Origin of the sequence: Nocardioides alpinus (assembly GCF_900112035.1) — a bacterium.
GTDB lineage: Bacteria > Actinomycetota > Actinomycetes > Propionibacteriales > Nocardioidaceae > Nocardioides > Nocardioides alpinus.
The window spans coordinates 1-12,965 of sequence record NZ_FOKC01000020.1; the positions used below are offsets into that span (position 1 = coordinate 1).

At 71.4% G+C, this 12,965-nt stretch carries 13 protein-coding genes; 2 read left to right on the forward strand and 11 right to left on the reverse strand.

Annotated elements, in window-relative coordinates:
- From BM127_RS21635 to BM127_RS21665, 7 genes are all read right to left on the reverse strand, one after another.
- Window positions 1–519, reverse strand: a 519-nt coding sequence (locus BM127_RS21635; protein WP_139227845.1) for a helix-turn-helix domain-containing protein, incomplete at its 3' end; no start/stop codon positions are given.
- A gap of 176 nt (window positions 520–695) precedes the next feature.
- Window positions 696–2,522: a bifunctional sugar phosphate isomerase/epimerase/4-hydroxyphenylpyruvate dioxygenase family protein gene (locus BM127_RS21640; RefSeq protein WP_231263433.1), complete on the reverse strand. Its 1,827-nt coding sequence runs from the start codon at window positions 2,520–2,522 to the stop codon at window positions 696–698.
- Complete coding sequence (locus BM127_RS21645) at window positions 2,522–3,508, reverse strand: phosphotriesterase family protein (protein ID WP_198554428.1); 987 nt, start codon at window positions 3,506–3,508, stop codon at window positions 2,522–2,524. The genes BM127_RS21640 and BM127_RS21645 overlap by 1 nt, the downstream gene beginning before the upstream one ends.
- A 17-nt stretch (window positions 3,509–3,525) precedes the next feature.
- Complete coding sequence (locus BM127_RS21650) at window positions 3,526–4,554, reverse strand: DctP family TRAP transporter solute-binding subunit (protein ID WP_198554429.1); 1,029 nt, start codon at window positions 4,552–4,554, stop codon at window positions 3,526–3,528.
- The gene (locus tag BM127_RS21655) at window positions 4,554–5,486 is read right to left on the reverse strand and encodes a shikimate dehydrogenase (protein WP_091202191.1); all 933 of its coding nucleotides are present in this window, start codon (window positions 5,484–5,486) and stop codon (window positions 4,554–4,556) included. The genes BM127_RS21650 and BM127_RS21655 overlap by 1 nt, the downstream gene beginning before the upstream one ends.
- Window positions 5,483–6,757, reverse strand: a complete 1,275-nt coding sequence (locus BM127_RS21660; protein ID WP_091202193.1) for a TRAP transporter large permease — start codon at window positions 6,755–6,757, stop codon at window positions 5,483–5,485. Before BM127_RS21660 ends, BM127_RS21655 begins: the two co-directional genes overlap by 4 nt.
- On the reverse strand, window positions 6,754–7,335 hold the full coding sequence (locus BM127_RS21665; protein ID WP_157829621.1) for a TRAP transporter small permease: 582 nt from the start codon (window positions 7,333–7,335) through the stop codon (window positions 6,754–6,756). Before BM127_RS21665 ends, BM127_RS21660 begins: the two co-directional genes overlap by 4 nt.
- A 78-nt stretch (window positions 7,336–7,413) precedes the next feature.
- On the opposite strand from BM127_RS21665, the gene BM127_RS21670 reads away from it, so the two are divergent.
- Together BM127_RS21670 and BM127_RS21675 are read left to right on the forward strand one after the other, a co-directional pair.
- The gene (locus BM127_RS21670; protein ID WP_198554430.1) at window positions 7,414–8,415 is read left to right on the forward strand and encodes a LacI family DNA-binding transcriptional regulator; all 1,002 of its coding nucleotides are present in this window, start codon (window positions 7,414–7,416) and stop codon (window positions 8,413–8,415) included.
- 34 nt (window positions 8,416–8,449) lie between these two features.
- The gene (locus tag BM127_RS21675) at window positions 8,450–9,076 is read left to right on the forward strand and encodes a hypothetical protein (protein ID WP_091202199.1); all 627 of its coding nucleotides are present in this window, start codon (window positions 8,450–8,452) and stop codon (window positions 9,074–9,076) included.
- Between the two features lie 33 nt (window positions 9,077–9,109).
- Here BM127_RS21675 and BM127_RS21680 read toward each other — a convergent pair whose 3' ends face one another.
- The 4 genes from BM127_RS21680 to BM127_RS21695 all read right to left on the reverse strand — a co-directional run bounded on the left by BM127_RS21680 (window position 9,110) and on the right by BM127_RS21695 (window position 12,838).
- Window positions 9,110–9,898 (reverse strand): hypothetical protein, encoded by a 789-nt coding sequence (locus tag BM127_RS21680; RefSeq protein WP_139227846.1) that lies wholly within the window; start codon window positions 9,896–9,898, stop codon window positions 9,110–9,112.
- Between the two features lie 95 nt (window positions 9,899–9,993).
- Window positions 9,994–10,698: a class F sortase gene (locus BM127_RS21685; RefSeq protein WP_139227847.1), complete on the reverse strand. Its 705-nt coding sequence runs from the start codon at window positions 10,696–10,698 to the stop codon at window positions 9,994–9,996.
- Window positions 10,695–11,582 (reverse strand): DUF4397 domain-containing protein, encoded by an 888-nt coding sequence (locus BM127_RS21690; RefSeq protein ID WP_091202204.1) that lies wholly within the window; start codon window positions 11,580–11,582, stop codon window positions 10,695–10,697. Before BM127_RS21690 ends, BM127_RS21685 begins: the two co-directional genes overlap by 4 nt.
- A 200-nt stretch (window positions 11,583–11,782) precedes the next feature.
- Complete coding sequence (locus BM127_RS21695; protein WP_091202205.1) at window positions 11,783–12,838, reverse strand: aspartate-semialdehyde dehydrogenase; 1,056 nt, start codon at window positions 12,836–12,838, stop codon at window positions 11,783–11,785.
- Window positions 12,839–12,965: the final 127 nt, after the last annotated feature.

The window sequence follows — 12,965 nt, forward strand, 5'->3', positions numbered from 1 at the left end:
GTGGAGGGCGTAGCGGGTGCAGTCGTCGAGCCAGGTGATGATCTCGATGCCCTTGGGGAAGGTCGCGGTGTCGGTGAGCGGGTAGTGGGTGAAGTCGGACTGCCAGGTCTCGTTCGGCATCGCTGCCTCGAACCGGACGTAGGACGACTTCGGACGTTTCTTCGGCTCGGGGATGATCGCGCCGTGGCGGGTCAGGATCCGGTGGACGGTGGCTCGCGACAGGGTGGTCGCGTGGTGGTGGGCGAGGTGCCAGATCAGCGTCTCGGGGCCGGCGTCGTGTCCCTGCTCGGTCAGCTGTTTGCGTAGGCGCAGCACCAGCTCGACGGTCTCGGGTGGGGTCGCGCCAGGTGAGGTCCGAGGTCGTCGGGACCGGGGTTCGAACGCGGTCTCGCCCTCGGCTCGGTAGCGGGCCATGAGCCGGCTGACGGTGGCTTGGGACACTCCGTAGGTGCGGGCTGCCTCGGCCTGGGTGAGTCCTTGCTTGGTGATGGCTGTGATGACCAGCCTCGCTCTCGACACGAGTGAGCATCACCGACACGACCTTGCAGATGTCGTGAGACATGCCTTGCAGATGTCCTGAACCAAGACACTGTCAGCCCGACCGTGTGATGTCTCAGGACATCAACGACAACGGACCTACGGAGACGTAGGTCCGTTGTTCATTTCCCGATGGCCCGGTGTCGTCGCGGGCCGGGTCACGCCCCGGTCGAGCGGGCATGCTGCGCCGCGAGCCGCACCGAGGCGTTGGTCGCGCCGTACCCCTCGTAGCTGCCGCTGCGCTGCACGACCTCGAGGAAGACGCCCCCGACGGTCTCGGTGTAGAAGTGCGTGAAGTCGCCGGTGCCGTCGCGGTCGTAGAGCACGCCGAGCTCCTGCATGTCCTCGACGACAGCCGGATCGAGGTCGAAGCGCGCGAACAGGTCGTCGTAGTAGTTGGCCGGGATCGGCAGGGGGCGGAGCCCGCGGGACCGGGCGGCCCGCGCCGCGGCCAGCGCGTCGTCGGTGCTGAACGCCATGTGCTGCGGGAAGCCTGCTGGGTGCGTGAAGGCCTGTGGCGCGACGTTGAGGGCGAGCCGGACCGCCCCGTCGTTGCTGCGGACGACCTGGCTGCGCACGAGCCCGGTGGGCGCCGCGACGTCCTGGCTGCTGCCGGACTCCAGGGAGAGCACGCTGCTGTAGAACAGGACCGCCTCGTCGTAGCTGTGCCACGGCTGGGCGAGGTTGACGTGGTCGACACCGGTGAGCAGCGGAGCGGCCGACGCCTCTTCACCCCCCTCGAACTCCGTCACCCACCCGGCCTCGTCGCGCGCGACGGACGCAAGGAAGACCTCGGTGCCGTCGGGCGCCCGAAACGTGGGGAGCTCCTCGTCGCGGGCGTGGGTACGCCGGAACACCGCCGGGGCGTCGAGCGCCCGGGCGCGAGCGGCGGAGGTCGCGAGGTCGACGACCTCGAAGCCGACCGCGGCCAGGGTGGGAGGCTGATCACGCGCCTGCTGCTCGTTGCACACGACCCGGGCCGCCCCCTGGGTCCAGAGCCGCACCTGCTTGCTGCGGTGGCTCCCGCGGAAGGTGAAGCCCAGCTGGCGCAGCAGCACGTCGACGTCGCTGGTGTCCTCGGCCTTGACCTCGACGAAGTCGACGGCGACGGGTGGGGCCACCTCGGGCAGCCGGACGGGACCGTCCGGGCGGGGGTGCTGGAGCGGCAGCCGAGCCGCCTGGTCCTCCAGCCAGGTCAACGAGCGCTTGGCCTGCTTGGCCGTACGCAGGACGTCGGTCTGGCGGAAGACGTCGTTGAAGACCTCCAGCGACATCGGGCCCCGATAGCCGGCCGCGAGGCAGTGCCCCACGAACGTGGCGAGGTCGAAGGCGCCCTCCCCCGGAAAGAGCCGGTGGTGACGGCTCCACGACAGCACGTCCATGGTCAGCGCGGGGGCGTCCGCGAGCTGGAGGAAGAAGATCTTGTCGCCGGGGATCTGCTCGATCGCCGCCGGGTCGTGCCCCCGCGAGAGGATGTGGAAGCTGTCGAGGCAGACCCCGACCGCCGGGTGGTCCGCGAGCTCGACGATGCGCCACGCACGCCGGTAGTCGTCGACGAAGCGTCCCCAGGCAAGGGCCTCGTACGCCAGTCGTACGCCGTGGGCGGCGGCCTCGTCGCCGAGCCGTCGCAGCTGTGCGGCCGACACCTCGTCGTCGTCGATGGTGGCGGTGCCGACGTTGCTGCAGACCAGCATGGTGTCGATCCCCAGGCGCTGCATGAGGCGGAACTTCGCCCGGGCCCGCCGCAGCACGTCGCCGAACTCCTCCTCCGTGACGCCCTCGGCATCGCGGAAGGGCTGGTAGAGGTCGAGGGTCAGGCCCAGCCGGTGCGCCAGGGCGACGATCTCCTCGGGACTCGCCGGCGAGCCGATCAGGTCCGGCTCGAAGATCTCGACCCCGTCGAACCCGGCCTCCGCGCAGGCGTGCAGCTTCTCGACGAGGGTCCCGCTCAGGCAGACCGTGGCGATCGACGTACGCAGGCCCATCAGTCGTCCTCTCCGTCGTGGGCCACCGGCCCGCGGGTCAGCAGCCGGGCGGGGTTGAGCACCAGCAGCTGGTGGAGGTCGTCCTCGGTCGCTCCACCGGACACCAGGCGCGGCACGATGCGGCGCGAGATGTTCTCCATGTGCCAGTGGGGCGCGTGGCGCGCGCGCCACGACGGGGGCGTCACCCGGCTGAAGAACGCCGCGTCGTGGGACAGCACCATGCGGTCGGCGTACCCCTCGCGCAGCAGCGCCAGGACGGTCGCCACCCGGGCGTCGTCGGGAAGCACGTGCTCCATCCCGAACCTGTCCATCCCGATCGTGGCCCCCGCGTCCATCAGCTCACGGAGGTGGTCGAGGTCCTCGGTGTCGCCGCAGTGCCCGATGACCAGCCTCTCGGGAGCGACCCCGTGCTCCCGGAAGAACGCCAGCTGGTCGCGCCCGTTCTGCGACGGGGCGTGGGTGTGGGTCGTGATCGGTACGCCGGTGCGCAGGTGTGCCTGCGCCGCGGCCGTCATCACCCGGCGTACGTCGGGGGTGATCCCCTGCCGATCGGTGACCACCTTGAGCATCCCCGCGCGGATCCCTGTCCCCGCGATGCCCTCCTCGATGTCCCGGACGAACAGCTCGAGCAACGGGTCCGGCCCACCGACCAGCAGGCCGGGCCCGTGGGTCTGGAAGTAGGCCGGCAGGACGTCGGCGGTGTAGTAGCCGGTCGACGCCACGAGGTGCATCCGGACCCGTTCGGCCACCCGGCGCACCCGGGCGACGTCGCGTCCCAGGCCGAGGACCGTGAGGTCGACGACCGTACGGACCCCGAGGTCCCACAGCCGTTCGAGCCCCTCGACCGCGGTCTCGATCGCGCGGTCCTCGTGCCACTCCGGGTGGGGGAGGTTGAGGTCCAGCTCCGGGTGGCCGACGAACACGTGCTCGTGGATCAGCGTCGTGCCCAGGTCGCCGGCCGACACCTGGCCCCGGAAGGTCTGCACCTCCTCCCCCACCGACGTCACTCCGCCTCGCCCCGGATGCCCTCGTAGACAGCGAGCTGCTCCTCGCCGAGGTTGTCGCGCAGGTAGGCGTCGGCCTGGCTGCGGAACGCCTCGACGTCGACGTCGTCGACGACCTCCATGTCGCCGGTCTCCTCCCAATCGGCCAGGGTCGTCTCCTCGTCCTCGGCGACACACCCGGGCACCTGCTCCTCGGCCGCGTCGACGGCCTCGTCGAGTGCGTCCTGCTGCTCCTGCGACAGACCGCTCCACGACTCGCCACCGATGATCACGAGGTTGGAGTTGGCCTGGTGGCTGGACATGCTGATGAAGTCCTGCACGTCCTGGAGGCTGCTGGCTGCGATGTTGGTGATCGGGTTCTCCTGTCCGTCCACCGTGCCCTGCTGGAGCGCGAGGAAGAGCTCCTCGTACGCCACCTCGGTGGCGTCAGCACCCAGGGCCTCGGCGTTCATCAGGAACTGCGGGGAGTTCGGGAACCGCATCCGGAGGCCGTCGAGGTCGCCCGGCTCGCGGATCGGCTCGTTGGCGGTGAACTGGCGCATCCCGGCCGACCAGGCGCCCAGCGTGTGCACGCCGGTCTCGGACTCGAACCCGTCGAGGAGCTCGGTCGAGGCGTCGCCGTCGAAATAGCGGGCGAGGTGGTCGCTGTCGTCGAACGCGTAGGCCGCGTCGAGCACGGACACGGGCTCGTGGATCGCGCCGAGCGCCGAGGCGCCCTGGATGTCCATGTCGATGTCGCCCGACACCACCGATGCGATGCGGTCCGCATCGGCACCGAGCTGGCTGCCCGGGAAGATCTCGACCGTGAGCCCGACGTCGGCAGAGGCGACCTCGTCGGCGATCACCTGCGCACCGCACCGGTGCTGCGGCTGGTCCTCGGTGTAGCTGTGGGCGAGCTGCAGCGTGACCTCGCCGCCGGACTCCGCTCCGCCCTCGGTCTCGTCGTCGCCACACGCGGCCAGGGACATCGGGAGGGTGAGCAGGCAGGCGGCAAGCCCTGCGGTCCTCCGCTTCGAGTGCAGTGCCATCAGTCTTTCCTTCCTTCGGTGGTGTCGCGGGCTGGGGGCTGGGTGGTCTCGGCCGAGGTCTCGGCCGCGGCCAGGTCGTCGAAGTCGTGGAGCATCGCTCGTCGGTCCGCCGACAGGCCGGTGATCAGCTCGAAGGCGTCGGCGGCCTGGTGGACGGCCATGCCGGCACCGCTGAGCACCGTGCAACCGAGGTGCCGCGCGGCACTCAGCAGTGCCGTGTCGAGCGGCCGGTAGACGATGTCGGCCACCCACAGCCCCGGGCGCAGCAGGGTGGCCCGCACCGGCGGCCCCGGATGGGCGGCCATCCCCATGGGGCTGGCGTTGACGAGCCCGTCGCTGGAGGCGAGCGCAGCAGCGACGTGCTCGTCGGACGCGGGGACCAGCTCGACCTCGACCGTACGGTCGCGCAGCGAGTCCCCCAGTGCCTCGGCGCGACGACGGTCCGGGTCGACGACGAGCAGGCGGCGTACGTCGAGGTCGGCGAGGGCATGGGCCACAGCCGTTCCGGCGCCCCCGGCGCCCAGCAGCACCACCCGGTCGCGGTCGGCCTCGGGGAGCCCGTCGGCAAAGGCCCGCCGGAATCCCGAGACGTCGGTGTTGTGCCCGACGGTGTGGCCGTCGCGGATCAGCACCGTGTTGAGGGCGCCGATCGCCGCCACGGCGGGCGACAGCTCCTGGACGAGCGGCACCATGGACTGCTTCACCGGGTGCGTGACGTTGAGCCCGTCGAAGCCGAGCTCGACGGCCGATGCGAGGAGCTGCTCGAGGCGTCCGGCTCCGACGGGGCCGGACGGGAGGTCGATGACCTTGTAGACGTAGCGCAGCCCCTGCCGTTCGGCCTCGCGCTCGTGGAGCTCCGGGGTCAGCGAGGGGCCGATCCCGTGCCCGATGAGCCCGGTCAGCCAGGACCGTCGGGCGCCCGACGCGCTCACAGCCCCAGCCTCTCGGGCAGGTAGAGGATGGCCTCCGGCCAGAAGATGATGGCGAAGCAGAGCAGGGTGAGCGGCACCAGGAAGGGCAGCGACCCCCAGAAGACCTCGGACATCCGCGCCCGGGCGATCGCCTGCAGCACGAAGATCACCGTGCCGACCGGCGGAGTCAGCAGGCCGATCATCTGGGAGAGGATCATCAGCACGCCGAGGGCGATCGGGTCGACGTCGTACTGGGTGGCGAGGGGCAGCAGGATCGGCACCGTGAGGGTCAGCACCGCGATGGCGTCGAGGGCGGTCCCCAGCACCATCGAGAGCAGGAACACCAGGAGCAGGAACACCGTCGGGTCGCTGGTCAGGCCGAGCATCCCCTGCGAGATCTCCTGCGGGATCCGCTCCCGGGCGAACACGTAGCCGAGGAGGTTGGCCGAGGCGACGATGAGCATGATGCTGCCGGTCGTGAGGGCCGCCTCGACCAGGATCTTCGGCAGGTCGCCGAACCTCACGGTCCGGAAGGCGAAGCCCAGCAGGAGCATGTAGAGAGCGCCGACGGCTGCCGCCTCGGTGGGCGTGACGAATCCTCCCAGGATGCCGCCGAGGATGATCACCGGCGCACCCAGCGGGGCGATGACCCGGCGGCCGGTGACCCACACCCGCTCCCAGCTGAACGTGGTGCGCTCGAGGTGGGGCATCCGGCGCACCCAGAGGAACACCACGACGCAGAGGCCGAGAGCCATCAGCAGTGCGGGGACGACCGAGGCGGCGAACAGGGCTCCGGTCGAGACGCCGGCGAGGCCTGCGTAGATGACCGCGGGGATGCTGGGCGGCATGACCGGCGCGATCAGTGAGGACGACCCCACGACGCCCAGCGCGAACGGGCGCGAGTAGCCGGCCCGCAGCATGGCGGGGATCTCCACCTTGCCGAGCGCGGCCGCATCGGCGACCGCCGACCCGCTCATCCAGGAGAACCCGAGGCTGACCCCGACGCTGACGTAGCCCAGGCTCCCGCGGACCCGGCCGAGGACGGCCAGCGCGAAGTCGAACAGCCGGTCGGCGATACCGGCGTGGTTGGCGATGCTGCCGAGCAGGATGAACAGCGGCACGGCGAGCAGGGGGAAGCTGGCCGTCGAGTTCGCCACCAGGCGCAGCGCGAGGCCGACGGACTGGTCGGTGCTGAGCATGTAGAGCAGGCACGGTCCGAAGAACGCGAACGCGACCGGGACGCGGATCACGAGCAGCGCCGCGATCAGGAGGCAGAGGACGAGGACGCTCATTCGGTCGCCAGCTCCAGACCGTCGATGGTCGGCTCGGGCACCCCGAGCACGGCGTAGGTGAGCGCCGCGACGAGGGACCGTACGACGACGCTGACGAAGCCGATGATCGAGATGCCGTAGAGCCACGACATCGGCATCCGCATGGCCGGGGACTTCAGGATGCCCTGGGTCTGCATCAGCTCCCACGCCTCGGCACAGAGCCCGACGCCGATGGCCGCGACGATCAGGCACGACACGACCCGCACCAGGCGGCGAAGGCGGTCACCGGGGACCATGTCGATCATCTCGATCGAGATGTGGGAGTCGGTGGTCACGAGCACCCCGGCCACGAGGAACGTGAGCCAGACCAGGCTGAACCTGGCGAGCTCACCGGTCCACGGCCACCCGTCGATCGGGAGGTAGCGCTGGCCGGCCTGGAGCAGGACGAGCACGAAGATGATGAGCAACGCCGCCGTCGCCAGGACCAGCTCCACCCTGGTGAGGACCCGCACCAGGCGCGCGAGCGCAGGTGGCGGCGAGGCGAGCACGGCTCGCAGGCGGTCCGTCCACGGGGGACTCGGGTGTGTGTCAGGCGTCACAATCGCCGAACCTAAGAGCGCCGACAACTCGACGGCAAGGGGTTGCCAACCTGTTGCCAAAGCCGCTTGAGTACACCCGTGCCCGGTCCCACGATCTACGACGTCGCTGCGGCGGCCGGCGTGGCGACCTCGACGGTCTCGCGCGCCTTCTCCAACCCGACCCGGGTCAACGCCACGACCCGGGAGCGGGTGCTCGCGGTGGCCACCGAGCTGGGCTACCGGCCCAACCCCCACGCGCGCGCGCTCCTGTCGGGCCGGAACCACACCATCGCGATGGTCGTCTCCGACATCACCAACCCCCACTACTTCGAGCTCATCCGAGGCGCGGAGATGCGGGCGCGGGCCTCGGAGTACACGTTGGTGCTGGTCAACGCGGAGGAGTCGCCGCGCGTCGAGTACGAGCAGATCCAGAGGTTGGCGTCCTCGGTGGACGGGTTCGTGCTCGCGGCGAGCAGGTTGCCCGACGAGAACCTCCGACAGATCGCTGTGCAGCGACCGGTCGTCCTCATGAGCCGCGAGCTCGCAGGCCTGTCCAGTGTCGTGCTCGACCACGTCCAGGGCTGTCGCCAGGTCGTCGAGCACCTCGCCTCGCTGGGGCACCAGGACGTGGTCTACCTCGCGGGGCCCCGGAACTCCTGGATGGCCGCTACCCGCTGGTCGGCCCTCCGATCGGCGGCCGAGGCCCTCGGGATCCGCGCCACCCGGATCGGCCCCTTCACGCCTCGGGTCTCGCAGGGCGGCGCGGCGGCCGACGGTGCACTGCATGCCGGTGCCACCGCGATCGTCGCCCACAACGACCTGCTGGCCATCGGAGTCCTGCGACGCCTGGCGCAGCGAGCGGTCCGGGTGCCCGACGACGTGAGCGTCGTCGGCTTCGACAACATCTTCGCCGCCGACCTCTGCACCCCCACCCTCACCACGCTCGGCGGAGCACACGCGGACCTCGGTCGGAGCGCCGTCGAGATCCTGCTCGAGGCAGTCGCCCCGGTGCGGACCAAGGAGTCGGCGCCGCAGGTGGTGCTGCCGACCGAGCTGGTCCTGCGCGGGTCGACCGGCCCGGCAGCGCGCCCTGCGGTCTGAGCCGCGCGCTCGCGTCATTTGGCACACTGCCCCCATGGCAGACACTGGCAGGCCCGACGGCACCGACGACGGCCCCTCCCTCGAGATGCCCTCCTTCTCGCTGCGCCGCCGGAAGAAGGCGTCCGAGGAGGCCGCACCTGACCTCGTGGCGGCACCGGCGGTGTCCGACGCGCCTGTCACCGCGCGCGAGCCAGCACCGACGACGGCGTACGAGCCGGCGGCCGTCGAGACGCCGCCACGGGCCCGCCCTCGCCGCGAGCTCCCGGCCCTCGCGCTCTCCGGCGTCGCCGCAGCTGCCGTGACCGGCGTGCTTGTCGGCGCCCTGGCCGTCGTGCTCGCGTGGCTCTCCACGACCGCGTGCGACGTCGTACGCGGCACCTCCGCCTGCGGAGGCGGACCCGGACTGCTGATCCTGGTCGCGATGCTCGTGGTGCTGGCCTACGCCGGCAGCCTGCTGCTGGGTGTCTTCGGCGTCCAGGACCCCGGCTCCACCAGCATCCTGGCCGTCGGGATCCTCGCGGTGCTGGTGCTGGTGTTCCTCCTCGGCTCGATCGACGCGTGGTGGATGGTCATCGCCATCCCGGTCGCGGCCGTGATCGGATTCTGCGCCTCGTGGTGGGTCACCCACGCGGTCGTCGGCGAGGACGCCGACCAGGTCTGAGCAGGTGCGAGCAGGTCAGGCGTTGCGGCGCACCTAGCGGACGACTGCCAGGTCGAACTGGGCGATCACCGTCACCGGCACGTTGCCCGCCGGTGACCTGACCTGCCACGCACCCTCGACGTAGGTGCCGCACGACTCGGGCACGGCGCGGGCGCCGGGGGCGAGGCAGGCCAGGGTCATCACCCGGCCACCCGGGAACGACTGGGTCCGGGGCAGCGACCGCCACTGGAGGCCGATGTCCATCGCCGTCACCGTGGCGAGGGCACGGTCCGCGACCGAGCTGTTGCGCTGGAGAGCACCCGCGAGGCGGTAGCGGACGTAGAGCCGTTCGGCGGACGGCAGCACGCCCGGCACGTCGAGGCTCACACCACCGACGTCCACCAGGTTGCCGTCGGCAGCGACGACGAGGTCCTCGAGGTCCGGGCGGAAGTCCGCCAGACCGGGGCTCCTGGGCGCCCGCACCGTGAACCGGTCCATCGGTGTCGTCGTCGAGATCCAGTGGGTCACGAGGAGGTCGTCGTCGACCACGGCGGTCTCGACGTACTCGTCGTCCGGAGCCAGGACCACGGGCGGGTCGAACTCGCCGGGCGTCGCCTCCGCCCGGGGTGTCGTCGCGGCAGCGACATCGGCCCCCGTCTCGACGGGCCTGAGCAGCAGCGCGGCACCCGCCAGAAGGACGAGTGTGCCGGCAACACCTGCGACCAGCGCGGCGCGCCGGGACCAGGTCGTGCGCAGCGGCAGGTCGTCCGACGGTGCCACGACGGCGGGCGGCGGACCCGGATCCGTGCGGGGAGCAGCCGGTTCGATGCTCGACCGGCTCACGGCGGAGCGCCTCGACGCCGACGCGGTGAGCCGCAGTCGCGGGGGTTCGCCCGGCGTACGCCGGGGCACGCCGCCCGGTTCCGTGTCGCCCGCCATCACGGACTCCGACGGGTGGGCTCGCCGACCGGCGTCGCGGTGACGACCGCGAGCCGCTGGTAGCCGCCCCTGCCGGCGTCGAACGGGCCCGCGCAGGTCACCAGCACCAGTCGGTGGGGCCCGGTCGCCGCGTAGACCCAGGCATGCTCGGCGAGCGGGCCCTTGTCGAGCAGCCGCAGCGAGCTGACGACGTACTCCTGCCGCAGGCTCTCCGACGTCAGCACCACGGACTGTCCACGGCGCACGTCCAGCAGCTCGACATAGGGCCCGAGTCCATCCGCGGCCGAGTCGACGTGCGCGGACAGCAGCACGGAGCCGAAGGGGTCCCCGATGCGGGATCCGCCGCGCCACCAGCCGGCGACGTCCACGTCGGAAGGTACGTCGAGGGTGCCGTCGTCGGTCGTCGAGACGGCGACCACCGGAACCGCCGTCCCGCTCGGGAGCACCGCGCGCTGCGGCGGCTCGGGAGTCAGTGCGCCGGTGCGAGGCGCCGACGCGGCCATGCTCGTCCCGCGCTCCGCCTGCACGGCCGGGGCCGGCTCCGCGACGGCGCCCTCACCGCTTCCGGCGGTCGAGGCACCGCCCCGCGCGACGGCGACCGCCAGGACCAGGACCCCAACCACCGACGCCGTGGCCGCACCGAGCACGAGGAGGCGTGCGGTGGCCCTGCCCACCGCCGCGTGCCGCCCTGCTCCGCGCTTCACGAGGCGGATGCAGCCGTTGCGCGCCTGCGGCGGAGGCCGAGAGCGCCCATCGCCAGCGTGAGCAGCGCAGCCATCGCAGCGGTCGTCGAGGTCCAGTGCGAGGCGCCCGGCTGCAGCGTGACGGCACCGCCGTCGGCGAACGGTGTGACCGCGATGTCGGCGGCCAGCCCTGCGCTGCCGGCGTTGATCGACACGGGTGCCTGATCGGCACTGGTGCGGAGCGAGATGCTGTGGGTGATCACGTCCATGGAGTCGTCCTCCGCGTTGCCGACGGCGTAGATCATCGTCGCGGAGGCATTCGCCAGGGTCACGTCCAGCGGACCGAGGATCGGGCGGGTCGTGAGACCGGACGGCACCAGCTCGGCGACGTGGGCGCCCTCGGCCACGTCCGCGGTGGCGAACTCTCCGTTGGCGATGTTGCGGAAGACCACGGCCCCGTCGATGCGCACGTCGGCGGGCGCGACCGAGGCGGTGTGGGCGACCAGCACCCGCGCCTTGCCCGCTGCGATGGTCTCCGTCGAGGTGGCATAGAGCGTCGCCACCGGGTCTCCCCCGACCTCAGCGGGACGGTGGACGACCAGGTCCTGGACCGAGCCGGCCTCGAGATCCACCCCGGTGTCGACCACCACGTCGCCGGACTCGTCCAGGAACGTCACCTGGTGGGAGCCGGCCGGGACGGTGAACGGACCCAGCACGTCGCCGGTCGCCGAACCCTCGCTCACCGTGGCGTCGTCGATCTGGACGGTGATGCTCTCGTCAGGGACGGCCTGCACCACCATCAGCTGCGCCGTGTCCTCCTGGGCTGCAGCCTGCGCCGACGGGGCGAGGAACGCTCCCGTGATCGCCAACGGACCGACCAACGACAGCCACGCGATTCTCTTCATGAGTGCTCCTGCTTCTCGGGCGCATCCCTGCGCATCTCTTGCGCACCCTTCGAGCAGGAGAGCCCCGCGGATTGGGCCCGATCGACACAGGGGCCTTTTGTTGCCACCCGGTGGGCCTCCGTTGCCCACGCAGTGTCTCCCGGAGGCACTGTGGACTAGACCTCCGGCCGGGCGGCCGAAGGCCGCAGGACGTGCGCTGATCAGCGAGCGGCGGCGATCAGCTCGGCGATCTGCACGGTGTTGAGGGCTGCACCCTTGCGCAGGTTGTCGTTGCTGATGAAGAGCGCGAGCCCCCGGTCGTCGGGCACGCCGGGGTCCTGCCGGAGGCGACCGACGTAGGACGGGTCCTTGCCGGCGGCCTTCAGCGGGGTCGGCACCTCGTCGAGCTCGACGCCGGCGGCAGAGGCCAGGATCTCGCGGGCACGGGCGGGCGTCAGGGGGCGCTCGAACTCGGCGTTGATCGCCAGCGAGTGACCGGTGAAGACCGGGACGCGCACGCAGATGCCGGAGACGAGCAGGTCGGGGAGGCCGAGGATCTTGCGCGACTCGTGGCGGAGCTTCTGCTCCTCGTCGGTCTCGTTGAGACCGTCGTCGACGATCGAGCCCGCCATCGGCAGCACGTTGTAGGCGATGGGCTCGACGTACTTCACGGGCTCCGGGAAGGCGATCGCAGACCCGTCGTACGCCAGCTCGCGGGCCTTGTCGCCGGCTTCGGCCACACCGTGGGCGAGCTCGTCCACGCCGGCGACGCCGGACCCGGACACTGCCTGGTAGGTCGAGACGATGAGGCGGCTCAGGCCGGACTCGTCGTGCAGGGCCTTGAGGGCCGGCATCGCGGCCATGGTCGTGCAGTTGGGGTTGGCGATGATGCCGCGCCCGGCCTCGATCACCGCCGCCATCGCACCGGGGTTGACCTCCGAGACCACCAGCGGGATCTCGGGGTCCTTGCGGAACGCCGAGGAGTTGTCGACGACGATCACGCCGGCGTCGACGAAGCGCTGCGCGAGCGCACGCGACGTCGTGGCGCCGGCGGAGAAGAGCGCGATGTCGAGCCCCGTCGGGTCGGCGGTCGCCGCGTCCTCGACGGTGATGTCGCGGTCACCGAACGGCAGGACCGTGCCGGCCGAGCGTGACGAGGCGAAGAAGCGGACCTGGTCGGTCGGGCCGATCATCTGGGAGTCGGCACGCTCGAGCAGGATCTGGCGCATGGCGACACCGACCTGCCCGGTGGCACCGACGATGCCGATGTTCACCATGTCAGCGCCCCGTCCCGCCGTAGACCACGGCCTCGACCTCGTCGGCGTCCAGGTCGAACGCCGTGTGGGTGGCGCGCACCGCGTCGTCCACCGAGTGCTCGTCGACGATCACCGAGATGCGGATCTC

Coding starts and splice junctions, on each gene's coding strand:
- BM127_RS21640 (WP_231263433.1), bottom strand. CDS start 2,522: ATGGGCCTGCGTACGTCGATCGCCACGGTCTGCCTGAGCGGGACCCTC.
- BM127_RS21650 (WP_198554429.1), bottom strand. CDS start 4,554: ATGGCACTGCACTCGAAGCGGAGGACCGCAGGGCTTGCCGCCTGCCTG.
- BM127_RS21660 (WP_091202193.1), bottom strand. CDS start 6,757: ATGAGCGTCCTCGTCCTCTGCCTCCTGATCGCGGCGCTGCTCGTGATC.
- BM127_RS21675 (WP_091202199.1), top strand. CDS start 8,450: ATGGCAGACACTGGCAGGCCCGACGGCACCGACGACGGCCCCTCCCTC.
- BM127_RS21690 (WP_091202204.1), bottom strand. CDS start 11,582: ATGAAGAGAATCGCGTGGCTGTCGTTGGTCGGTCCGTTGGCGATCACG.
- BM127_RS21695 (WP_091202205.1), bottom strand. CDS start 12,838: ATGGTGAACATCGGCATCGTCGGTGCCACCGGGCAGGTCGGTGTCGCC.